The sequence below is a fragment of the Leisingera caerulea DSM 24564 genome (genome assembly GCF_000473325.1).
Taxonomy (GTDB): Bacteria; Pseudomonadota; Alphaproteobacteria; order Rhodobacterales; family Rhodobacteraceae; genus Leisingera; species Leisingera caerulea.
The window spans coordinates 890,740-910,541 of sequence record NZ_KI421513.1 but is presented as its reverse complement, the minus strand read 5'-3'; the positions used below and the strand labels follow the sequence as shown (position 1 = coordinate 910,541).

Sequence of the window (19,802 nt, the reverse complement as noted above, 5' to 3'; positions counted from 1 at the left end):
GGGATCACAGCACGCATCGCTGCCCCAAAGGTCGGGAGAAACCACATGATCCAGATGCAAACAAATCTGGATGTAGCTGACAACTCCGGCGCCCGCCGAGTTCAGTGCATCAAGGTTCTGGGTGGCTCCAAGCGTAAATACGCATCCGTAGGCGACATCATCGTCGTCTCGGTCAAGGAAGCCATCCCGCGCGGCCGCGTGAAAAAAGGCGACGTCCGTAAGGCCGTTGTCGTGCGCACCGCCAAAGAAGTCCGCCGCGAAGACGGCACCGCGATCCGTTTTGACCGGAACGCAGCCGTTATCCTGAACAACAACAACGAGCCGGTCGGTACCCGTATCTTTGGCCCGGTTGTTCGTGAACTGCGCGCGAAGAACTTCATGAAGATCATCTCGCTGGCTCCGGAGGTGCTGTAATCATGGCTGCTAAACTCCGTAAAGGCGACAAGGTCGTCGTGCTGGCCGGCAAGGACAAGGGCAAAGAAGGCACCATCGCCTCCGTTGACCCGAAGGCCGGCAAAGCCGTTGTCGAAGGCGTGAACATGGCGATCCGCCACACTCGCCAGACCCAAAACAGCCAGGGCGGCCGTCTGCCCAAGGCACTGCCGATCGACCTGTCGAACCTGGCACTGCTGGACAGCAACGGCAAAGCAACCCGTGTCGGCTTCCGCGAGGAAGACGGTAAGAAGGTGCGCTTCGCCAAGACCACCGGGGAGACTGTCTGATGCTTGACGCTGCAACCTACACCCCGCGCCTGAAGACCCTCTACAAAGAGACCATCCGTGGCGCTCTGAAAGAGGAATTCGGCTACAAGAACGACATGATGCTCCCCAAGCTGGAGAAAATCGTTCTGAACATCGGCTGCGGCCGCGCGGCTGTCAAAGACAGCAAGAAAGCCAAATCCGCTCAGGCCGACCTGACCCTCATCGCGGGCCAGAAAGCTCTGACCACCGTGGCAAAGAACTCCATCGCCGGCTTCCGCGTTCGCGAAGGCATGCCGATGGGTGCCAAGGTGACCCTGCGCGGCGACCGGATGTACGAATTCCTGGATCGTCTGATCACCATTGCGATGCCCCGTATCCGCGACTTCCGCGGCGTTTCGGGCACCTCGTTTGACGGCCGCGGCAACTATGCCATGGGCCTGAAAGAGCACATCGTGTTCCCGGAAATCGATTTCGACAAAATCGATGAGCCCTGGGGCATGGACATCGTGATCGCCACCACCGCGAAAACCGACGCGGAAGCAAAGGCGCTGTTGAAAGCTTTCAACATGCCCTTCAACAGCTAAGCGCGGGAAGGAAGAGACCATGGCTAAGAAAAGCATGATCGAACGCGAGAAGAAGCGCGAGCGCCTGGTGGCAAAATACGCCGCAAAGCGCGCCGAGCTGAAAGAGATCGCGAATGACGAAAGCCGCCCGATGGAAGAGCGCTTCAAGGCGCGTCTGAAACTGGCGAAACTGCCGCGCAACTCGGCCCCGAGCCGTTTGCACAACCGCTGCCAGCTGACCGGCCGTCCGCACGCTTACTACCGTAAGCTGAAGATCAGCCGTATCGCGCTGCGCGAGCTGGGGTCTGCTGGTCAGATCCCCGGCCTGGTGAAATCGAGCTGGTAAGGGAGAGAGTGGTATGAACGATCCTATCGGCGATATGCTCACCCGTATCCGTAACTCTCAGATGCGCGGCAAATCCACCGTCATGACCCCGGCTTCCAAGCTGCGGGCATGGGTGCTGGACGTGCTGGCGGACGAGGGCTACATCCGCGGTTATGAGAAGACCACTGGTGAAAATGGCCACCCGGCCATCGAAATCAGCCTGAAATACTTCGACGGCGAACCTGTCATTCGCGAGCTCAAGCGGGTTTCCAAGCCCGGCCGCCGCGTTTACATGGGCGTCAATGACATCCCGTCGGTCCGTCAGGGCCTGGGCGTGTCGATTGTCTCCACCCCCAAGGGTGTGATGTCGGACGCAAGCGCACGCGCAGCCAACGTTGGCGGCGAAGTGCTTTGCACCGTCTTCTAAGGAGGCCTCGCAATGTCCCGTATTGGTAAGAAACCGGTCGAACTGCCCAGCGGCGTATCCGCCTCTGTGTCCGGCCAGACCATCGAAGTGAAAGGCCCGAAAGGCGCCCGCAGCTTTACCGCAACCGACGACGTCACCCTGTCCGTGAACGACAACGTTGTCACCATCGAGCCGCGCGGCAAGTCCAAGCGTGCCCGTCAGCAGTGGGGCATGTCCCGCACTCAGGTGGCCAACCTCGTGACCGGCGTGACCCAGGGCTTCAAGAAAGAGCTTGAGATCCAGGGTGTGGGTTACCGGGCGCAGATGCAGGGTAACACCCTGAAGCTGAACCTGGGCTACAGCCACGATGTCGACTTCGTTGCTCCGGAAGGTATCACCATTACCGCGCCGAAGCAGACCGAAATCGTTGTGGAAGGTATCGACCAGCAGCAGGTGGGCGAAGTGGCGGCGAAAATCCGCGACTGGCGCCGTCCCGAGCCGTACAAAGGCAAGGGCATCCGCTACAAGGGCGAGTTCATCTTCCGCAAGGAAGGCAAGAAGAAGTAAGGACCAGCAAAATGGCAAACAGCAAACGTACCCTGTTTCTGAAGCGCCGGCTGCGCGTCCGGAACAAGCTTCGCAAAGTGAACGCAGGCCGTCCGCGTCTGTCCGTGCACCGTTCGAACAAGAACATCTCTGTTCAGCTGATCGACGACCTGCGCGGCGTGACCGTGGCCTCCGCTTCGACCCTGGAAAAAGATCTGGGCGTTGTCGGCAAGAACAACGTCGAAGCAGCAGCCAAGGTTGGCGCAGCGATCGCCGAGCGCGCAAAAGCGGCCGGCGTGACCGAAGCCTACTTCGACCGCGGTGGCTTCCTGTTCCACGGCAAAGTGAAGGCTCTGGCCGACGCTGCGCGTGAAGGCGGCCTGAAGATCTAAATCCCATGCGGGCGGCCTTTCGGGGCCGCCCCGATGATCCGGGAGGCCGGCCTGACGCCGGACCCTCACCAAGGATCGGACAAACAGGCGCCTGAGCGCCCTATGAAAGGAATGCCTGATGGCAGAACGTGAAAACCGCCGCGGCCCGCGCCGCGACCGTGAAGAAACACCGGAATTCGCAGATCGTCTGGTCGCGATCAACCGCGTGTCGAAAACCGTCAAAGGCGGCAAGCGCTTTGGCTTCGCAGCCCTGGTTGTCGTAGGCGACCAGAAAGGCCGCGTGGGCTTTGGCAAGGGCAAGGCGAAAGAAGTGCCCGAGGCGATCCGTAAGGCAACCGAGCAGGCCAAGCGCCAGATGATCCGTGTGCCGCTGAAAGAAGGCCGCACCCTGCACCACGACATGGCCGGCCGTCACGGCGCAGGCAAAGTTGTGATGCGCACCGCACCGGAAGGTACCGGTATCATCGCAGGTGGTCCGATGCGTGCCGTGTTCGAGATGCTGGGCATCAAGGACGTGGTCTCCAAGTCGATCGGCTCGCAGAACCCCTACAACATGATCCGCGCCACCCTGAACGGCCTGCAGAAAGAGCAGAGCCCGCGCTCGGTGGCTCAGCGCCGCGGCAAAAAGGTTGCTGACATCCTGCCCAAGCGGGACGACGCACCGGCAGCTGCCGAAGCTGAAGCGTAAGGAGTAGAGAGACATGGCAAAAACCATCGTCGTCAAGCAGATCGGCTCGCCGATCCGCCGCCCCGCCAAGCAGCGCGCAACCCTGGTTGGCCTGGGCCTGAACAAGATGCACAAGACCCGTGAGCTGGAGGACACTCCTTCGGTCCGCGGCATGGTCGAATCGATCCCGCACCTGGTTCAGATCATCGAAGAGCGCGGCTAAGCCCTTTTCGGTATCAGACTTTGGAAAACGCCTCCGGGAAACCGGGGGCGTTTTTCGTTTCGGGGCGCCGCGGCACGCCCTGTTTGTCCGGTCAGAGGCGAAGCGGACGTGTTGTGCCGCGGCCTTTGCATGGTATGCGTTTGCAGATCCGTCCCGGCATAGGCAGCGAACCAGCAATGACCGACCCGTCCCGCGATGTCCCGAGAAAACGCGCCCGCACCGCCTTTGGCCTGATGGCAGGCCTGCTCTTTCTGCTCACCGGCGTCCTTGGCCTGTCCGGGCGCAGCGATTGGAACCCGCTTGCCACTGTCTCGGAGCGGACAGCGGAGAATATCGCGGCCTCAGCGGTGACGGTGTATGTGTCGCTCCGGGCAATCAACGCCGCGCTGTCCACGGCGCAGGAGATCGAGGTGGGCGCCTCGGTTGTCGGGCAGGCAAGCCTGCAGCCGCTGAAGGTGCTGGAACCCGTCGATGACACGGTGGAGCGCGTGGCCGATGCCGTGTTTCTCGTGGCGGCCGGCGCCGCGCTTGCCGCTGTGGGTCTGGCGCCGGTGGTGTCGGTTGGCCTCGTGGTGCTCGGCGCCGCGCTGCTGGGCCGTCTCTCCTTCGGCCGCAGTTCCGCGCTTGCCAGGACAGTGAGACCGCTTTGCAACAAGGCGATCACCGTGGGCATTGCGGTCGGCTTTGCCATCCCCGCGGTGTTCGTGCTGGCTGTGTGGGTCGGAGAGCAGGCCACTGCGGCGCAGATGAGCGCTGCCATGGCTGAGCTTGATGCCGTCGCGCAGGAGGCGAATTTCCTCATCGGCGCAGAGGCGGCTGAGGCAGAGGCGGCGTCTCCGGCAGAGGAGGGAGATGCAGGGGTGCTGGGTTGGCTGAGCAGCCGGATCAGCGAAGCCGGAGACAGCGTGAGCGGTGTTTTTGAGCAAAGCGGCCGGTATCTGGACGCCGCGCAGGTCTTCGTGGAGGAAGCCGACACGATACTGCGCTCTTCCCTGACGATCATCGGCATCTTCACGCTCCGGATGCTCGTCTTGCCGGTCTTCCTGCTTTGGGGGGCATTGTCGCTGCTCCGGACCGTTTTGCGCCCTGCGGCGGAAGCGTAATACCCCCAGTGCCCCTCGCCTTGAGAGGCGCTTGGCTTGCTTGGCGGACCAGCCCGCTTTCCGGGCGCCCCCCATACGTTCGTTTTCCAGGTTTGCCCGGGGCAGGGCGGTTATCCGCCCCAAAGCCCCTTGCAGCATGTGCATAGCGGGCAGTCCGATCAGGCAATTGTTATCGCCAACGGTTCTTCCTATCTCAGGCCTGTCACAGAAAAGACCAAACAACGGACCGCCGGGAATAGGCCCGGCCCAAGAGACAAGGATCTACAAGATGGCACATGTTATCTCCGCCGCACCGACGCTCAGCCTGACCGCCCGTATCCGCCGCACCGCCGAGGGCGTGCTGGAAGCCTGGGCGCTGCACCGCGAGTTCCAGCGCACCTACAACGAACTGGACCGGCTCTCCGATCATGAGCTGGCCGACATCGGCGTGCGCCGCAGCGATATCGCCGACATCGCGCATCAGCACGTTTACGGCAAGTAACTCTCCCGCCCGGGCGCTCTTCTCCTCCTCCTCTTCTTGCCCGGGCCAAAGCGCTCCTGCCCTGTCGGGCGGGAGCGCTTTCTTTTGCCAAGGGGGGCAAGAGCCCTCACGCGAATGTGCTATGCGGCGGCTGCATATCTGCCAGACCAAAGCAGCCGTTGCGCACGCCCAGGGGCATCCTTATGTCCCCATCACTTCAGACGAACAGATCAAGCACCGCACCGGAAGCACGTTCCGGAACCGATGCGAAGGAACAAGAACAATGGCTTATTCAACTCTCTCCGCCCCTGCTTCTACCGGGTTTTCCGTCCGCCTGCGCGGCGTGGCTGCCGGCCTGATCCAGAACTGGAAGCTGCGCCGCGAGTACCAGCGCACCGTGCGCGAACTGCGCGCCCTGTCCAGCCGCGATCTGGCCGACATCGGCCTCAGCCGCTGCGCCATCCCCGGCGCCGCCCGCGAGCACGTCTACGGCAAGTGATCTCCCTGGCCGGCTGACGGATCCTCCTCCCTCTCCGAAAGCCCGGCCCAAAAGCGCCCCTGCCATCCCGGCGGGGGCGTATTTGTTTGTTCAGCGGGCAAGCTCGAAAATGTCACCGCCCGGCGGCAAGCCGGGCAGCGCCCAAACCGCCCCCACGGGGCGGGCGCTCCTCGCCCAACCCTCGGTTCGGGCTCTGCCCTCTGTGAACAGTTCGGGGACATCGATTGATGTATCCCTGACAAGCCCGTTGCGCACCCACCGTACGCACCGCCTACGGGGCTTTAACCCGGGTCTGGCAGGATCAACCCCGGTCATGATCACCCGCCGGGCCTGACACCCCCGGCACCTGGAACTGGGCTCCGGTTTGGCACCCGGAGCGCGCGATACGCGTATTCGCATGGGGTCATCCCCATCCGATCTCCACCCCGGCGGCGCCGCCACCCTTTAACGGACGGCCCTTGACGGAGCGGACACAGACAGGCAACGCGACACGCAACCGGCAGGGCAGGGGTCCTGGCGGGGTAGTGAGATTCGTTGGACAAAACCGGTAGAGTTCCCTTTGTTCGAAGGGCATAATTCACCTGATAGTTTGCAATCTTGGTATTCCGATGGACTTTCTTTCAGGTTTACTGACGGCTTTAGGACTAGGTGCTAGGCGTTCAGAGATAGTCAGTGACCGCCGTTCCGAAGCATTTCGACTGAACGCTGAGGTTGAAGCAAAGCTTCTTCGATTGGACAGCTTTCAAAAGTTTGAGCGTATAAAACTCGTCAATACTCTCATGACCTATATGCCTAATGAGGTTGACGCATTGCACAGTTGTGAGGAGTACTTTGACAAACTGGAGCAAGACATAGTTGTTGGTAAGCAAACAGTCATAAACAGCAACGCGACTATATCTGCCGGTTCTTCCTTCGCGGCCCTTCAAAAATGGGACGAGGTAATTGCACTGCTACACAGGCAAAGTCTGGCAGTAGACGAGCAACTAGTTGCGACGACGTCTATCGTGGAACACTTTCACACTCTGTTGAACCAAGCGATCGAAGAACTTCGAACTCAAGGCAAAGAAATAAATAACGTTTAATGCATCTTGAGTTCTTTGTGTTCAGATCAGTAGTGAACGCCGACACTTGATCCCGCTCCCCAACAGGTCTATAGGCACCCGGTGGCGTTCTGCGCCACGGAATCACCAATCAAGAAAAGCCGCGGTCGGGCCATCACGCTTCGGGGCCCGCATCCGGCAAGGAGAAGCGACATGAAACTTCACGAACTTCGCGACAATCCCGGCGCCGCCAAGAAACGCACCCGTGTGGCCCGTGGCCCGGGTTCCGGCAAAGGCAAAATGGGCGGCCGTGGTATCAAAGGCCAGAAATCCCGTTCGGGCGTCTCGATCAATGGCTACGAAGGCGGCCAGATGCCGCTGTACCAGCGTCTGCCCAAGCGCGGCTTCAACAAGCCGAACCGCAAGGCATACGCCGTTGTGAACCTGGGCCTGATCCAGAAGTTCATCGACGCAGGCAAGCTGGACGCAGCCGACATCACCGAGGATTCGCTGGTCGCATCCGGCCTGGTGCGCCGCAAGCTGGACGGCGTCCGCGTCCTGGCCAAAGGCGAAATCACCTCCAAAGCCACCATCTCCGTCACCGGTGCATCGGCAGCTGCCGTTGACGCTGTGGCAAAGGCTGGCGGCGCTCTGACTGTGGCAACTGCAGCCGCCGCAGAGTAACGGCTTGTGAGCGGCGCCAATGCCGCTTACATAGACCTGAGTTTTCCTAGAACGCCGCCCGAGCCGGAAAACGGTTCCGGGCGGCGTTTCGCTAAAGAAGAGACCTTTTCATGGTATCAGCAGCAGAACAAATGGCGGCGAACACCAGCTGGGCTGCCCTTGGCAAGGCCACGGATCTGCGCAACCGCATCCTGTTCACCATCGGCCTTTTGATTGTCTACCGCCTGGGCACCTTTATTCCGGTTCCGGGCATCGACGCAGCCGCCCTGCGCCAGTTCATGGAGCAGGCAGGCCAGGGCATCGGCGGCATGGTGTCGATGTTCACCGGCGGCGCGCTTGGCCGGATGGGGATCTTTGCCCTCGGCATCATGCCCTATATCTCCGCCTCCATTATCGTTCAGCTTCTGACCTCGATGGTGCCCTCGCTTGAGCAGCTCAAGAAAGAGGGCGAGCAGGGCCGCAAGAAGATCAACCAGTACACCCGCTACGGCACCGTGCTGCTGGCGACCGCGCAGGCCTATGGCCTGGCCGTGTCGCTGGAGCAGGGCGACCTGGCGACCGATCCGGGCATGTATTTCCGCATGGCCTGCATGATCACCCTGGTCGGCGGCACCATGTTCCTGATGTGGCTGGGCGAGCAGATCACCCAGCGCGGCATCGGCAACGGCATCTCGCTGATCATCTTCGTCGGCATCATCGCCGAGGTTCCGGCAGCCATCGCCCAGTTCTTTGCCTCCGGCCGCTCCGGCGCGATCAGCCCCGCGGTGATCATCGGCGTGATCCTGATGGTGGTTGCGGTGATCATGTTCGTGGTGTTCATGGAGCGCGCGCTGCGCAAGATCCACATCCAGTACCCGCGCCGCCAGGTCGGCATGAAGGTTTATGACGGCGGATCGTCGCACCTGCCGGTCAAGGTGAACCCGGCGGGCGTGATCCCGGCGATCTTCGCCTCCTCGCTGCTGTTGCTGCCGACCACCATCTCGGCGTTCTCCTCGGGCGCGGCAACCGGTCCGGTGATGTCCTGGCTCTTGGCCAACTTCGGCCCCGGTCAGCCGCTGTACCTGCTGTTCTTCGTCGCGATGATCGTGTTCTTTGCCTATTTCTACACCTTCAACGTCTCCTTCAAACCGGATGACGTGGCGAACAACCTGAAGAACCAGAACGGCTTTGTCCCCGGCATCCGCCCGGGCAAGAAAACCGCGGAATACATCGAGTATGTGGTCAACCGCGTGCTGGTTCTTGGTTCGGCTTATCTGGCGCTGGTCTGCCTGCTGCCGGAGGTCCTCCGCGGCCAATTCGCCATCCCGGTATATTTTGGCGGCACGTCCGTTCTGATTGTGGTATCCGTCACCATGGACACAATCCAGCAGGTGCAAAGCCACCTCCTCGCGCATCAGTATGAGGGCCTTATCGAAAAGAGCCAGCTGCGCGGGCGCAACAAGAAACGGACAAAACGGGGACCCTCTCGCCGATGACCAACATTATTCTCCTTGGCCCGCCGGGGGCGGGCAAAGGTACGCAGGCGCGCTACCTTGTGGAAAGCCGCGGCATGGTGCAGCTCAGCACCGGTGACATGCTGCGCGAGGCCCAGACCTCGGGCACCGAAATGGGCAAGAAGGTTGCCGCCATCATGGCCGAGGGCAAGCTGGTCACCGACCAGATCGTGATCGGCCTGATCCGCGAGAAGCTGCAGGGCGGCGCCGAGGGCGGTTTTATCTTCGACGGCTTCCCGCGCACCCTGGCCCAGGCCGACGCGCTGGCCAAGCTGCTGGACGAGATGGACCTGAAACTCGACGCCGTGATCGAGATGCAGGTCGATGACGACGCGCTGGTCGCCCGCATCACCGGCCGCTCCACCTGCGGCGGCTGCGGCGAGGTTTACCACGACCAGACCAAGCCCTGGCCCGCGGACGGCAAATGCGCCAATTGCGGCTCCACCGAGGTCAAGCGCCGGGCGGACGACAATGAGGACAGCCTCAAGACCCGCCTGATGGAATACTACAAAAAGACCTCGCCGCTGATCGGCTACTATTATGCCAAAGGCAACCTCCAGCGCCTGGACGGCCTCGCCTCGATCGAGGAAGTGCGCAAGAGCATGGCCTGGATCATGGGTGAATAAGCCGCCCGTTTACCGGATCGAAGTGCCCCGTGCTGCATAAGCGCGGGGCATTTTCCTTTTCAGAGGCTCCCATGACCGCTCATTTTGCCAAAGTTCCCGCCGTGCTGGCCGCAGTTGCCCTGGCCGGCCCGCTGTCCGCGGAGCAGCTCTATCTCGATGATGCCGCCGCTTGCGACCGGGTGCTGATCAGCGAGGACGGGATTTTGGACTATGCCGCGGAGGGCGGCCTGATCCTGGACGGCTCCGGCTTCAGCTCGCTGGAGTATTTCTGCAGCTTCCAGCCAGCCCTCCGCCTGGATTGGAGCAGCCACCGGGTGAGCGACCACATGGGCCGCTGCGAGCTGCCGGGGCCGCAGTATTACCCGCAGCTGTTCACGGTTGTTCTGGACCCGGAGGAGCCCGGCACTGTATCCATCTGGATGGGCGAGGCGGAGCCGCTGCGATTCTATGCCTGCGCCAGCTGACAGGGCAGGCCCGCCGCCCCTGGCGGCGTTTTCGCGGATCACGGGGTTGACCCCCGCGGTAATTCCACATAGGCAACCCCATCCCTTCTGGGAATGATTCCCGGCGGGCGGATTCGTCTGTCTGCCTTACCACCTCAAAATGCTGGACCCTCTGGCCACACTGCCACGGTCAAGTGTTGTGAAAAAAGGTTCCGGAACTACGGAACCGCAACGAAAAGGAAAGTGACACGTGGCACGTATTGCCGGCGTTAACATCCCGACTGCAAAGCGGGTTCCCATCGCCCTCACCTATATCACCGGTATCGGCAACACCTCGGCGAAAGCGATCTGCGACGCCGTTGGCATCGACCCGACCCGCCGTGTGAACGAACTGTCCGACGCTGAAGTTCTGGCCGTGCGCGAGCACATCGACGCCAACTACACCGTCGAAGGCGACCTGCGCCGTGAAGTTCAGATGAACATCAAGCGCCTGATGGACCTCGGCTGCTACCGTGGCCTGCGCCACCGCCGCAACCTGCCGGTCCGCGGTCAGCGTACCCATACCAACGCCCGCACCCGCAAGGGCCCGGCGAAGCCGATCGCCGGCAAGAAGAAGTAAGGGAGGCTTGATCAATGGCACGCGATAAATCCCGCATTAAGCGTAAAGAGCGCAAGAACATCGCCTCCGGCGTTGCTCACGTGAACTCTTCGTTCAATAACACCAAGATCCTGATCTCCGACGTGCAGGGCAACGCGATTTCCTGGTCGTCGGCCGGCACCATGGGCTTCAAAGGCTCGCGGAAGTCGACCCCCTATGCCGCTCAGATGGCTGCAGAAGATGCAGGCAAGAAGGCACAGGAACACGGTGTGAAGACTCTGGAAGTCGAAGTTCAGGGCCCCGGTTCGGGCCGTGAATCGGCGCTGCGCGCACTGGCCGCTGTCGGTTTCAACATCACCTCGATCCGTGATGTGACCCCGATCGCGCACAACGGCTGCCGCCCGCCGAAGCGCCGCCGCGTCTAATCTGAATTTTTTGCTGGGGCCCCGCTTGATTCGCAGGGCCCCAGTGCGTCATTTAAACCTCGGGCGTCCTTGGCCTTCCGGACATGGGGCAGGGACAGGAATGGAGGGAACGCATGATCCACAAGAACTGGGCAGAGCTGATCAAGCCGGCACAGCTGGAAGTGAAGCCGGGCAACGATCCTGCACGCCAGGCAACCGTTGTTGCAGAGCCGCTGGAACGCGGTTTCGGCCTGACCCTGGGCAACGCGCTGCGCCGCGTGCTGATGAGCTCGCTGCAAGGCGCGGCCATCACCAGCGTGCAGATCGACAACGTGCTGCACGAGTTTTCCAGCGTCGCCGGTGTGCGTGAAGACGTCACCGACATCATCCTGAACCTCAAGCAGGTCTCCCTGCGCATGGAAGTCGAAGGCCCCAAGCGGCTGTCGATCAATGCCAAGGGCCCGGCGGTCGTCACCGCAGGCGACATTGCTGAGACCGCAGGCATCGAGGTTCTGAACCGCGATCACGTGATCTGCCACCTGGACGATGGCGCCGACCTGTTCATGGAACTGACCGTGAACACCGGCAAGGGCTATGTCTCGGCAGACAAGAACAAGCCGGAAGACGCACCGATCGGACTGATCCCGATCGACGCGATCTACTCGCCGGTCAAGAAGGTCTCCTATGACGTTCAGCCCACCCGTGAGGGCCAGGTGCTGGACTATGACAAGCTGACCATGAAGGTGGAAACCGACGGCTCCATCACTCCCGATGACGCCGTGGCCTTTGCCGCCCGCATCCTGCAGGATCAGCTGTCGATCTTCGTCAACTTCGACGAGCCGGAATCGGCTGGCCGCCAGGACGAGGACGATGGTCTGGAGTTCAACCCGCTTCTGCTCAAGAAAGTGGACGAGCTGGAACTGTCGGTGCGTTCGGCAAACTGCCTGAAGAACGACAACATCGTCTATATCGGCGACCTGATCCAGAAGACCGAAGCGGAGATGCTGCGCACCCCGAACTTCGGCCGCAAGTCGCTGAACGAGATCAAAGAGGTTCTGTCGGGCATGGGCCTGCACCTCGGCATGGACGTCGAGGACTGGCCGCCGGACAACATCGAAGATCTGGCCAAGAAGTTCGAAGACAGCTTCTAAGACTTCAGAGGAGGGCTCCGGCCCTCCTCTTCAATGCCCGGGACTGCCGGGGACGATCTGGGCACCTGCCCCAAGGAGAGCGGCTGACACGCATCAGCCGCCTGACAAAGCAAAACGCAAGACAAGGAACTGAAAAATGCGTCACGCACGTGGTTACCGCCGCCTGAACCGTACTCATGAGCACCGCAAGGCCCTGTTCTCCAACATGGCCGGCTCGCTGATTGAGCATGAGCAGATCAAAACGACCCTGCCCAAAGCAAAAGAACTGCGCCCGATCGTTGAAAAACTGATCACCCTGGCAAAACGCGGCGACCTGCACGCCCGCCGTCAGGCCGCAGCCAAGCTGAAAGAGGACAAGGACGTCGCGAAACTGTTCGAGGTTCTGGGCCCGCGCTACAAGGACCGTCAGGGCGGCTATGTCCGTGTCCTGAAGGCCGGCTTCCGCTATGGCGACATGGCTCCGATGGCGATCATCGAGTTTGTCGACCGCGACGTTTCCGCCAAGGGCGCTGCCGACAAGGCCCGCCTGGAAGCAGAAGAAGCAGCTGCAGAAGCTGAAGAATAAGACGCGCTGAACCCTTGGGTTCAACTGTCTGGCCCCCGCTCCGCCTGGAGCGGGGTTTTTCGTTACGCGACGACAATCGCAGGATGTTTAGGATTCACTTTTTGTGCGAAAGAGATTCGTAATTTTATTCTGATTTCACTGCCGCATCCCTTTAGCTCCGGATCGGACGTGATGAAAAAGAAGAAGACTTCCGCAGCCAGGCGGTTCTCACTGGCAAACCTCAGTACGAAAACGAAAATCGTTACGGTGGCCCTGTTCCCCCTGCTGCTGGTGCTTGGCGTCGGCGTGATGGCTGTTGTGGACTTGGGCCGCATGGAGAAGACCTCCAAGGCGGTCGATCACACCGGCCGGATCCTCAGCGAGGCGCAATCGCTGGCTGTGGCGGCGCTGGACATGGAAGCCGGGCTGCGCGGCTACCTGCTGGCGGGGCAGGAGAAGTTTCTGGAACCCTATGAGGCTGGCCAGGCCGACCTGGCTGAGGCGCTGACGGCGCTCAAGGCCCTGGCGGCGGATGATCCCCAAATGATGGCGGACCTGCAGGAGGCGGAGCAGATTCTGACCGGCTGGCAGGAGAATGTGGCCGCCGGTGCCATCGAGCTGCGCCGGGAAATCGGCGACGCCATGAGCATGAACGACATGGCGGACGCGGTAAAAAAGTCCCAGGGCCGGATCCTGTTTGATGAGTTCCGCGCCGAGGTCGGCAAGATCATCGCGGACGAGGAGGTGGAGCTTGCCAACCGCCGCAACATTTTCTCCTCGCTGGTCAATGCCGGGATTGCCGATCCGGACTATCTGAGCGCCTCGCTGGAGGAAGTGGAGAAAGCCCATGAGGTGATCAGCACCGCCAAGGACCTGCTGGCCGCCGCCGTCGACATGGAAACCGGCGTGCGCGGCTTCCTTCTGGCGGGCGACCGGGCGTTTCTGGACCCCTATATGGAAGGCAACGAACGCTTCAACGAGATCCTCGCAGACCTGCGCCTGGCTTTCACCGACAAGCTGATGCAGACCAACCGCCTGAACACGGTGGCAGAGATCATCGGCAACTGGCGCAATGACGTGGTGGTGCCGATGCTGCAGCTGCGCCGGGTGATCGGCAGCGCCGCCACCATGGACGACATGGCCGACCGGGTCGCCGAAGGGCAGGGCAAGGCGTACTTCGACCGCTTCCGCGAAACCCTGGCCTCGCTGCAGGCCCGCGGCGCTGAGACCATGGCCGCCCGCCGCGCCGCCAGCGATGAGATCGCAGCACAGACCCGGATCATGATCCCAGCCGCGATCGGCGCGGCGATTCTGATCGGCGCGGTGATGGCGCTGGTCACCAGCTCCGGAATCGCGTCCGGCATCCGCCGCATCGTGGTGTCGATGCGCGGCCTGGCCGAGGGCAACAATGCAGTCGAGATCCACGGCCAGGAGCGCGGCGACGAAGTCGGCGACATGGCCCGCGCGCTGGAGAAGTTCCGCGATGAGCTGGTGCGGATGCAAGAAGCCGAACAGCAGAAGGCGCAAAGCAAGGACGCTGAGCTGGCCGGGGTGGTCCGGGAGCTGAGCGAGCGCTTGTCGCGCCTGTCGCACGGCGACCTCACCATCCGCATCGCGGAAGAATTCCCGGAGGAATACGAACAGCTGCGGGCGGACTTCAACGGCTCCATCGACAACCTCACCGCCACCGTGCAGGAGGTGATCGGCGCCGCGTCCAGCATCCGCAACGGCGCGGCTGAGATCAGCCAGGCCTCCGACGACCTGTCGCACCGCACCGAAAGCCAGGCCGCGACGCTGGAGGAGACCGCTGCCGCCATCGACGAGCTGACCGCCAGCGTGCGCTCCGCCGCCGACGGCGCCCGCAACGTGGAAACCACGGTGCGGGAGGCCCGGCAGGAGGCCGAAAGCAGCGGCGAGGTGGTGCAGGATGCGGTGGCGGCCATGAGCGGCATCGAGGACAGCTCCAACAAGATCTCGCAGATCATCTCGGTGATCGACGACATCGCCTTCCAGACCAACCTCTTGGCGCTCAACGCAGGCGTCGAGGCTGCCCGCGCGGGCGAGGCCGGCCGCGGCTTTGCGGTGGTCGCTTCCGAAGTGCGCGCTCTGGCGCAGCGGTCCTCGGATGCGGCGATGGAGATCAAGACGCTGATCGGCGACAGCTCGCGGCAGGTGGCGGAAGGCGTCGATCTGGTCGGCCGCGCAGGCGAGGCGCTGCAGTCCATCGTCGGCCGGGTGAGCCACATCTCGCAGCTGGTGTCGGAGATTGCCGAGGGCGCGGCGGAGCAATCCACCGGCCTGCTTGAGATCAACACCGGAGTGACCCAGCTGGACCAGGTGACCCAGCAGAACGCCGCGATGGTCGAAGAGGCGACCGCCGCAGGCCATTTGCTGAACACCGACGCCGTGAAGCTTGCCGAACTGGTGGCGCGCTTCCAGGTGGACGGCAGCACCGCCGCGCCTGCGGCCCCGGCGGCACCAGCGCCGTCTGCCCACGGCGGCGATGACTGGGAGATCGAGGCCAGCCCGGCGCCTGCTGCCGCAGCCGTGCCCCCGGCAGAGGGCAATGCTGCCCGCGATCTGTGGCAGGATTTCTGACCCGAGCCGGCACAAAAAGCAGGCCCTTCCGTGTGGAGGGCCTGCTGCCATTTTCCGGGGTGACAGGGGCGCGAATCTCCGCTAGCGTCCGGTCCATGACCCGGACCTATGCCGCATTCTGGTATTTCTTTTATCCGCGCCACATGGCGGACGGAGGGGTCAGCGCATTCTGAGCTAGGACATCGGAACGCACCAGGATACCACCAACCGCCCGCAGCCCGCAGGCGGTTTTTTTGTATCCGCCGCAGCGCCCAGGGCCTCCCGCCAAGGAAGCAGACCCATGACACCCCAGACCGAAAACCTCCGCATCACCGGTATGCAGGAACTGATCTCGCCCGAGGATCTCGCCGCGCAGCTGCCTTCAACGGCAACAGTGACCGATACCGTGCTGGCCAGCCGCACCGCCATTCAGGATGTGCTGCACGGCCGCAGCGACCGTGTGATTGCGGTCGTCGGCCCCTGTTCGGTGCACGACCCCAAGGCGGCGATGGACTATGCCCGCCGCCTGGCGCCGCTGCGCGAACGGCTCGCCGGTGAGCTGGAGATCGTGATGCGGGTCTACTTCGAAAAACCCCGCACCATCAGCGGCTGGAAAGGGCTGATCAACGATCCGGGCCTCGACGGCTCCTTCCGCATCAACGAAGGGCTGGGGCTGGCGCGCCGCCTGTGCCTGGACATCAACGCCCTGGGCCTGCCGGTCGGCACCGAATTCCTGGACACCGCGGTGCCGCAGTACATCTCTGACCTTGTGGCCTGGGCCGCCATCGGCGCCCGCACCACCGAAAGCCAGATCCACCGCGAAATGGCCTCCGGCCTCAGCTGCCCCGTGGGCTTTAAGAACGGCACCCGCGGCAATGTGCAGATCGCAGTGGACGCGGTGCGCTCGGCGGCGCACCCGCATCATTTCATGGCGCTGGCCAAATCGGGCCGCGCGGCGATTGCGGCCACCAGCGGCAACCCTGACGGCCACCTGATCCTGCGCGGCGGCGGCGGCACCAACTATGACGCGGCCTCTGTCGATGCGGCCTGCAAGCTGGCGGAGAAGGACGGCATCCGCGGCCATGTGATGATCGACGCCAGCCACGCCAACAGCGGCAAGGACCCGATGCGCCAGCCTGCGGTGCTGCGCGATGTGGCGGGCCAGATCGCCGCGGGCGACAGCCGCATCACCGGCGTGATGGTCGAAAGCCACCTGGTGGCGGGCCGCCAGGATCTGGGCAAGGGGGAGCTGACCTACGGCCAGTCGATCACCGACGGCTGCCTGGGCTGGGAGGAGACTGTGGCAGAGCTGGAGCATCTGGCCGCAGCGGTTGCCAAGCGCCGCACGGCCGCCGCACAGGACGAGCTGGCCGAGGCCTGAGGCCGGCGCCGCAAAGGGACGCGCCTTGCGGCGCGTGCCTCCGGCCGGGAGTATTTGGGGAAAGATGAAAAGCAGGAGCCGTTTTCGGCCGCTTGCTTCATCTGGCCCCAAATATCCCAGGGTGAATTGGCCGTCAGGCCAAGAGGGGCAGCGCGCCTGCGCTCCGCTGCGGCCCGGTCCGCCTCCCGCCTTGCAATCCGCGCGCGTACTCCGCATATCCTTCGGGCAACATCTGCTGGAGTCCTCATGATCCGTCCCGCACTCACTGCCCTTGCCATCGTTCTCGCCCTGCCTGCCGCCGCTGAAACCCGGGTGCCGCAAAGCCAGGCGGAGATCGCGCTGGGGTTCGCGCCGCTGGTCAAGGAAGCCTCGCCGGCGGTGGTGAACATATACGCCAAGGTGGTGCGCCAGGTGCAGCAGCGCCGCCGCTCGCCGTTCATGAACGATCCGTTCTTCGATGATTTCTTCCGCGGCTTTGCCGAGCCGCAGCCGCGGGTGGAGAATTCGCTGGGCTCCGGCGTGATCCTGTCGGCGGACGGCATCGTGGTCTCCAACTACCATGTTGTCGGCAGCGCCACCGAAATCCGCGTGGTGACCAATGACCGGCGCGAATACAATGCGCGGGTGATCCTGGGCGACAAGGCCAGCGACCTGGCGATCCTGCAATTGGAAGAGGCGGCGGACCTGCCGTATCTGGACCTGCGCGACAGCGACCAGGTGCAGGTGGGCGAGCTGGCGCTGGCGATCGGCAACCCGTTCGGGGTCGGGCAGACCGTCAGCAGCGGCATCATCTCCGGCCTTGCGCGCACCGGCATGGGGGCGGGCGACGGCTTTGGCTACTACATCCAGACCGATGCGCCGATCAACCCGGGCAACTCCGGCGGCGCGCTGATCGACGTGAACGGAGATCTCATCGGCATTAATACCCGCATCCTGTCCCGCTCCGGCGGCTCCAACGGCATCGGCTTTGCGATTCCGGCCAATCTGGTGCGGGAGTTCGTCAACCAGGCCCGGACCGGCGCGGAAGAGTTCCAGCGCCCCTGGGCGGGCATGGCGGGCCAGCCGGTGGATGCCGATCTGGCGGCCTCTCTGGGGATGGACCTGCCGGAGGGGATGGTTGTCTCGGACCTGCACCGCGAAAGCCCCTTTGCCAAGGCCGGTTTCCGGGTCGGCGACGTGATTACCCATGTGGACGGCGAGGTGGTGAATTCGCCCTCGGAAATGGTGTTCCGCATGTCGGTGGCGGGGCTTGGGGATCTGTCCGTCATCACCCGCCTGCGCGGCGGCGAGCGGGAGGAAATCGAGGTGCCGATGATTGTGGCGCCCGATCAGCCGCCCGCCAACCCGGTGCAGCTGGATGACAAGACCGCGCTGCCCGGGCTGACCGTGGCGCGTATCAATCCGCAGGTGATCGCCCGTCTCGGCCTGCCCTTGTCGGCGGAGGGCGTGGTGGTCACAGACCCCGGCCCCTATGCCGGGCGCGGCGGTGTGCAGGCGGGCGACCTGCTGCTGGCGGTCAATGGCCAGCAGGTGGCGAGCACCGATGACGTCTATGCGATTCTCGCGGGCAGCGGCCGCTGGATCCAGCTGGATCTGAACCGGCGCGGCCGTCGCATGGCGCTGAGGTTCCGGCTCTGATGGCAGATCTGTTCGGCAGCCCCGCATCCGCGGACAGCGATCCGCAGCAGCCTGCGCCGAACCGGCCGCTGGCCGATCGGCTGCGGCCGCAGTCGCTGGGCGAGGTGATCGGACAGGAACAGGTGCTGGGGCCGGAGGCGCCGCTGGGCGTGATGCTGGCCTCGGGGTCCTTGTCGTCGCTGATCTTCTGGGGGCCGCCGGGGGTGGGCAAGACCACCATCGCACGGCTGCTGGCCAAGGAGACCGACCTGCATTTCGTGCAGATCTCGGCGATCTTCACCGGGGTGCCGGAGCTGCGCAAGGTGTTCGAGGCCGCCAGGATCCGCCGCCAGAACGGGCAGGGAACGCTTCTGTTCGTGGATGAGATCCACCGCTTCAACAAGGCCCAGCAGGACGGCTTCCTGCCGCATATGGAGGATGGCACCATCCTCTTGGTCGGGGCGACAACGGAGAACCCTTCGTTCGAGCTGAACGCCGCTGTGCTTTCACGCAGCCAGGTCTTGGTGCTGGAACGCCTGTCGCTGGCCGATCTCGAACGCCTCACCCAGCGCGCCGAGAAGGAGCTGGGCCGCGCCCTGCCGCTGTCGGGCGATGCCCGCGACGCGCTGCATGAGATGGCCGATGGCGACGGGCGGGCGCTTTTGAACCTCATTGAGCAAGTCGCCGCCTGGAAGGTGGAGGCGCCCCTTGGGCGGGAGGCGCTGTCAAACCGGCTGATGCGCCGGGCGGCCAAGTTCGACAAGTCCGGCGACGAGCATTACAACCTCATTTCCGCCCTGCACAAATCCATCCGCGGCTCTGACCCGGATGCAGCACTGTACTGGCTGGCGCGGATGCTGGAGGGCGGCGAGGACCCGCGGTTCCTGGCCCGGCGGCTGACGATGATGTCGACCGAGGACATCGGCATGGCCGACCCGCAGGCAAATACCGTGTGCCTCAATGCCTGGCAGACCTACGAGCGCCTCGGCAGCCCGGAGGGCGAACTGGCGCTGGCCAATGCGGCGGTCTACCTGGCGCTGGCGCCGAAATCCAACGCGGTCTACGTCGGCATCAAGGCCGCCCGGCGGCTGGCCAAGCAGACCGGCAGCGCGCCGCCGCCCAAGCACATCCTGAACGCGCCGACCAAGCTGATGTCGGAGCAGGGCTATGGCGACGGCTATGCCTATGACCATGACGCGGAGGACGGGTTTTCCGGCCAGAACTACTTTCCCGACGGGGTAAAACGCCCGGTTCTGTATCAGCCGGTGGAACGCGGGTTCGAGCGGGAACTGAAGCGGCGCACGGATTACTTTGCGAACCTGAGGGCAAAGCGGAACAAGTGAAGCGGCTTTGCCCGCA

General features: G+C 63.4%; 25 protein-coding genes. All 25 read left to right on the top strand.

Features of this window, described 5'->3' with window-relative positions; genetic code table 11:
- Positions 1-45: 45 nt before the first annotated feature.
- The 25 genes from rplN to CAER_RS0111585 all read left to right on the top strand — a co-directional run bounded on the left by rplN (position 46) and on the right by CAER_RS0111585 (position 19,786).
- A complete protein-coding gene (gene rplN, locus CAER_RS0111705) occupies positions 46-414 on the top strand; it encodes a 50S ribosomal protein L14 (protein ID WP_005621870.1) in 369 nt (122 codons plus the stop codon).
- A 2-nt stretch (positions 415-416) separates the two neighbouring features.
- A complete protein-coding gene (gene rplX / locus CAER_RS0111700) occupies positions 417-722 on the top strand; it encodes a 50S ribosomal protein L24 (protein ID WP_027235538.1) in 306 nt (101 codons plus the stop codon).
- On the top strand, positions 722-1,285 hold the full coding sequence (gene rplE, locus CAER_RS0111695) for a 50S ribosomal protein L5 (protein WP_036797266.1): 564 nt from the start codon (positions 722-724) through the stop codon (positions 1,283-1,285). Before rplX ends, rplE begins: the two co-directional genes overlap by 1 nt.
- Before the next feature lie 19 nt (positions 1,286-1,304).
- Positions 1,305-1,610 carry a 30S ribosomal protein S14 gene (gene rpsN / locus CAER_RS0111690; protein WP_027235536.1) on the top strand — a complete coding sequence of 102 codons (306 nt, stop codon included), beginning with the start codon at positions 1,305-1,307 and terminating at the stop codon, positions 1,608-1,610.
- A gap of 13 nt (positions 1,611-1,623) precedes the next feature.
- A complete protein-coding gene (gene rpsH, locus CAER_RS0111685; protein ID WP_027235535.1) occupies positions 1,624-2,016 on the top strand; it encodes a 30S ribosomal protein S8 in 393 nt (130 codons plus the stop codon).
- A 12-nt stretch (positions 2,017-2,028) separates the two neighbouring features.
- Positions 2,029-2,562 carry a 50S ribosomal protein L6 gene (rplF, locus tag CAER_RS0111680; protein ID WP_027235534.1) on the top strand — a complete coding sequence of 178 codons (534 nt, stop codon included), beginning with the start codon at positions 2,029-2,031 and terminating at the stop codon, positions 2,560-2,562.
- 11 nt (positions 2,563-2,573) lie between these two features.
- Complete coding sequence (gene rplR, locus CAER_RS0111675) at positions 2,574-2,933, top strand: 50S ribosomal protein L18 (protein WP_027235533.1); 360 nt, start codon at positions 2,574-2,576, stop codon at positions 2,931-2,933.
- A gap of 118 nt (positions 2,934-3,051) precedes the next feature.
- A complete protein-coding gene (gene rpsE, locus CAER_RS0111670; protein ID WP_027235532.1) occupies positions 3,052-3,621 on the top strand; it encodes a 30S ribosomal protein S5 in 570 nt (189 codons plus the stop codon).
- Between the two features lie 13 nt (positions 3,622-3,634).
- Positions 3,635-3,823, top strand: a complete 189-nt coding sequence (rpmD, locus tag CAER_RS0111665) for a 50S ribosomal protein L30 (protein WP_008554849.1) — start codon at positions 3,635-3,637, stop codon at positions 3,821-3,823.
- A 176-nt stretch (positions 3,824-3,999) separates the two neighbouring features.
- Positions 4,000-4,926: a hypothetical protein gene (locus CAER_RS0111660; RefSeq protein WP_027235531.1), complete on the top strand. Its 927-nt coding sequence runs from the start codon at positions 4,000-4,002 to the stop codon at positions 4,924-4,926.
- Between the two features lie 268 nt (positions 4,927-5,194).
- Positions 5,195-5,407: a DUF1127 domain-containing protein gene (locus tag CAER_RS0111655; RefSeq protein WP_027235530.1), complete on the top strand. Its 213-nt coding sequence runs from the start codon at positions 5,195-5,197 to the stop codon at positions 5,405-5,407.
- A 262-nt stretch (positions 5,408-5,669) separates the two neighbouring features.
- Positions 5,670-5,885 carry a DUF1127 domain-containing protein gene (locus CAER_RS0111650; RefSeq protein WP_027235529.1) on the top strand — a complete coding sequence of 72 codons (216 nt, stop codon included), beginning with the start codon at positions 5,670-5,672 and terminating at the stop codon, positions 5,883-5,885.
- Positions 5,886-6,493: 608 nt separating this feature from the next.
- Positions 6,494-6,967: a hypothetical protein gene (locus CAER_RS0111645; protein WP_154667766.1), complete on the top strand. Its 474-nt coding sequence runs from the start codon at positions 6,494-6,496 to the stop codon at positions 6,965-6,967.
- 171 nt (positions 6,968-7,138) lie between these two features.
- Positions 7,139-7,609 (top strand): 50S ribosomal protein L15, encoded by a 471-nt coding sequence (gene rplO, locus CAER_RS0111640; RefSeq protein WP_027235527.1) that lies wholly within the window; start codon positions 7,139-7,141, stop codon positions 7,607-7,609.
- A 110-nt stretch (positions 7,610-7,719) separates the two neighbouring features.
- A complete protein-coding gene (gene secY, locus CAER_RS0111635) occupies positions 7,720-9,084 on the top strand; it encodes a preprotein translocase subunit SecY (RefSeq protein ID WP_027235526.1) in 1,365 nt (454 codons plus the stop codon).
- A complete protein-coding gene (locus CAER_RS0111630; RefSeq protein ID WP_027235525.1) occupies positions 9,081-9,728 on the top strand; it encodes an adenylate kinase in 648 nt (215 codons plus the stop codon). The genes secY and CAER_RS0111630 overlap by 4 nt, the downstream gene beginning before the upstream one ends.
- 71 nt (positions 9,729-9,799) lie before the next feature.
- Positions 9,800-10,192: a hypothetical protein gene (locus tag CAER_RS0111625; RefSeq protein ID WP_027235524.1), complete on the top strand. Its 393-nt coding sequence runs from the start codon at positions 9,800-9,802 to the stop codon at positions 10,190-10,192.
- 229 nt (positions 10,193-10,421) lie between these two features.
- Complete coding sequence (gene rpsM / locus CAER_RS0111620) at positions 10,422-10,790, top strand: 30S ribosomal protein S13 (RefSeq protein WP_008557298.1); 369 nt, start codon at positions 10,422-10,424, stop codon at positions 10,788-10,790.
- 14 nt (positions 10,791-10,804) lie between these two features.
- Complete coding sequence (gene rpsK, locus CAER_RS0111615; RefSeq protein ID WP_027235523.1) at positions 10,805-11,194, top strand: 30S ribosomal protein S11; 390 nt, start codon at positions 10,805-10,807, stop codon at positions 11,192-11,194.
- A 113-nt stretch (positions 11,195-11,307) separates the two neighbouring features.
- On the top strand, positions 11,308-12,324 hold the full coding sequence (locus tag CAER_RS0111610) for a DNA-directed RNA polymerase subunit alpha (RefSeq protein WP_027235522.1): 1,017 nt from the start codon (positions 11,308-11,310) through the stop codon (positions 12,322-12,324).
- A gap of 136 nt (positions 12,325-12,460) precedes the next feature.
- Positions 12,461-12,889 carry a 50S ribosomal protein L17 gene (gene rplQ / locus CAER_RS0111605; protein ID WP_027235521.1) on the top strand — a complete coding sequence of 143 codons (429 nt, stop codon included), beginning with the start codon at positions 12,461-12,463 and terminating at the stop codon, positions 12,887-12,889.
- Between the two features lie 171 nt (positions 12,890-13,060).
- Complete coding sequence (locus tag CAER_RS0111600; protein ID WP_036797263.1) at positions 13,061-15,466, top strand: CHASE3 domain-containing protein; 2,406 nt, start codon at positions 13,061-13,063, stop codon at positions 15,464-15,466.
- 280 nt (positions 15,467-15,746) lie between these two features.
- The gene (locus CAER_RS0111595) at positions 15,747-16,826 is read left to right on the top strand and encodes a 3-deoxy-7-phosphoheptulonate synthase (protein WP_027235519.1); all 1,080 of its coding nucleotides are present in this window, start codon (positions 15,747-15,749) and stop codon (positions 16,824-16,826) included.
- A gap of 246 nt (positions 16,827-17,072) precedes the next feature.
- On the top strand, positions 17,073-18,464 hold the full coding sequence (locus CAER_RS0111590) for a trypsin-like peptidase domain-containing protein (RefSeq protein WP_027235518.1): 1,392 nt from the start codon (positions 17,073-17,075) through the stop codon (positions 18,462-18,464).
- Entirely contained in the window at positions 18,464-19,786 is a 1,323-nt protein-coding gene (locus tag CAER_RS0111585) for a replication-associated recombination protein A (protein ID WP_027235517.1), read from the top strand. The genes CAER_RS0111590 and CAER_RS0111585 overlap by 1 nt, the downstream gene beginning before the upstream one ends.
- Positions 19,787-19,802: the final 16 nt, after the last annotated feature.

Excerpts from the sequence above, each read along its gene's own strand:
- CAER_RS0111625 (WP_027235524.1), top strand. The coding sequence starts at position 9,800 with ATGACCGCTCATTTTGCCAAAGTTCCCGCCGTGCTGGCCGCAGTTGCC.
- rplO (WP_027235527.1), top strand. The coding sequence starts at position 7,139 with ATGAAACTTCACGAACTTCGCGACAATCCCGGCGCCGCCAAGAAACGC.
- CAER_RS0111650 (WP_027235529.1), top strand. The coding sequence starts at position 5,670 with ATGGCTTATTCAACTCTCTCCGCCCCTGCTTCTACCGGGTTTTCCGTC.
- secY (WP_027235526.1), top strand. The coding sequence starts at position 7,720 with ATGGTATCAGCAGCAGAACAAATGGCGGCGAACACCAGCTGGGCTGCC.
- rpsE (WP_027235532.1), top strand. The coding sequence starts at position 3,052 with ATGGCAGAACGTGAAAACCGCCGCGGCCCGCGCCGCGACCGTGAAGAA.
- rplR (WP_027235533.1), top strand. The coding sequence starts at position 2,574 with ATGGCAAACAGCAAACGTACCCTGTTTCTGAAGCGCCGGCTGCGCGTC.
- CAER_RS0111610 (WP_027235522.1), top strand. The coding sequence starts at position 11,308 with ATGATCCACAAGAACTGGGCAGAGCTGATCAAGCCGGCACAGCTGGAA.
- rpsN (WP_027235536.1), top strand. The coding sequence starts at position 1,305 with ATGGCTAAGAAAAGCATGATCGAACGCGAGAAGAAGCGCGAGCGCCTG.
- rpmD (WP_008554849.1), top strand. The coding sequence starts at position 3,635 with ATGGCAAAAACCATCGTCGTCAAGCAGATCGGCTCGCCGATCCGCCGC.
- CAER_RS0111585 (WP_027235517.1), top strand. The coding sequence starts at position 18,464 with ATGGCAGATCTGTTCGGCAGCCCCGCATCCGCGGACAGCGATCCGCAG.
- rplE (WP_036797266.1), top strand. The coding sequence starts at position 722 with ATGCTTGACGCTGCAACCTACACCCCGCGCCTGAAGACCCTCTACAAA.
- rplQ (WP_027235521.1), top strand. The coding sequence starts at position 12,461 with ATGCGTCACGCACGTGGTTACCGCCGCCTGAACCGTACTCATGAGCAC.
- CAER_RS0111595 (WP_027235519.1), top strand. The coding sequence starts at position 15,747 with ATGACACCCCAGACCGAAAACCTCCGCATCACCGGTATGCAGGAACTG.
- CAER_RS0111630 (WP_027235525.1), top strand. The coding sequence starts at position 9,081 with ATGACCAACATTATTCTCCTTGGCCCGCCGGGGGCGGGCAAAGGTACG.
- rplX (WP_027235538.1), top strand. The coding sequence starts at position 417 with ATGGCTGCTAAACTCCGTAAAGGCGACAAGGTCGTCGTGCTGGCCGGC.
- CAER_RS0111600 (WP_036797263.1), top strand. The coding sequence starts at position 13,061 with ATGAAAAAGAAGAAGACTTCCGCAGCCAGGCGGTTCTCACTGGCAAAC.
- rplN (WP_005621870.1), top strand. The coding sequence starts at position 46 with ATGATCCAGATGCAAACAAATCTGGATGTAGCTGACAACTCCGGCGCC.
- CAER_RS0111645 (WP_154667766.1), top strand. The coding sequence starts at position 6,494 with ATGGACTTTCTTTCAGGTTTACTGACGGCTTTAGGACTAGGTGCTAGG.
- rpsK (WP_027235523.1), top strand. The coding sequence starts at position 10,805 with ATGGCACGCGATAAATCCCGCATTAAGCGTAAAGAGCGCAAGAACATC.
- CAER_RS0111590 (WP_027235518.1), top strand. The coding sequence starts at position 17,073 with ATGATCCGTCCCGCACTCACTGCCCTTGCCATCGTTCTCGCCCTGCCT.
- CAER_RS0111660 (WP_027235531.1), top strand. The coding sequence starts at position 4,000 with ATGACCGACCCGTCCCGCGATGTCCCGAGAAAACGCGCCCGCACCGCC.
- rplF (WP_027235534.1), top strand. The coding sequence starts at position 2,029 with ATGTCCCGTATTGGTAAGAAACCGGTCGAACTGCCCAGCGGCGTATCC.
- CAER_RS0111655 (WP_027235530.1), top strand. The coding sequence starts at position 5,195 with ATGGCACATGTTATCTCCGCCGCACCGACGCTCAGCCTGACCGCCCGT.
- rpsH (WP_027235535.1), top strand. The coding sequence starts at position 1,624 with ATGAACGATCCTATCGGCGATATGCTCACCCGTATCCGTAACTCTCAG.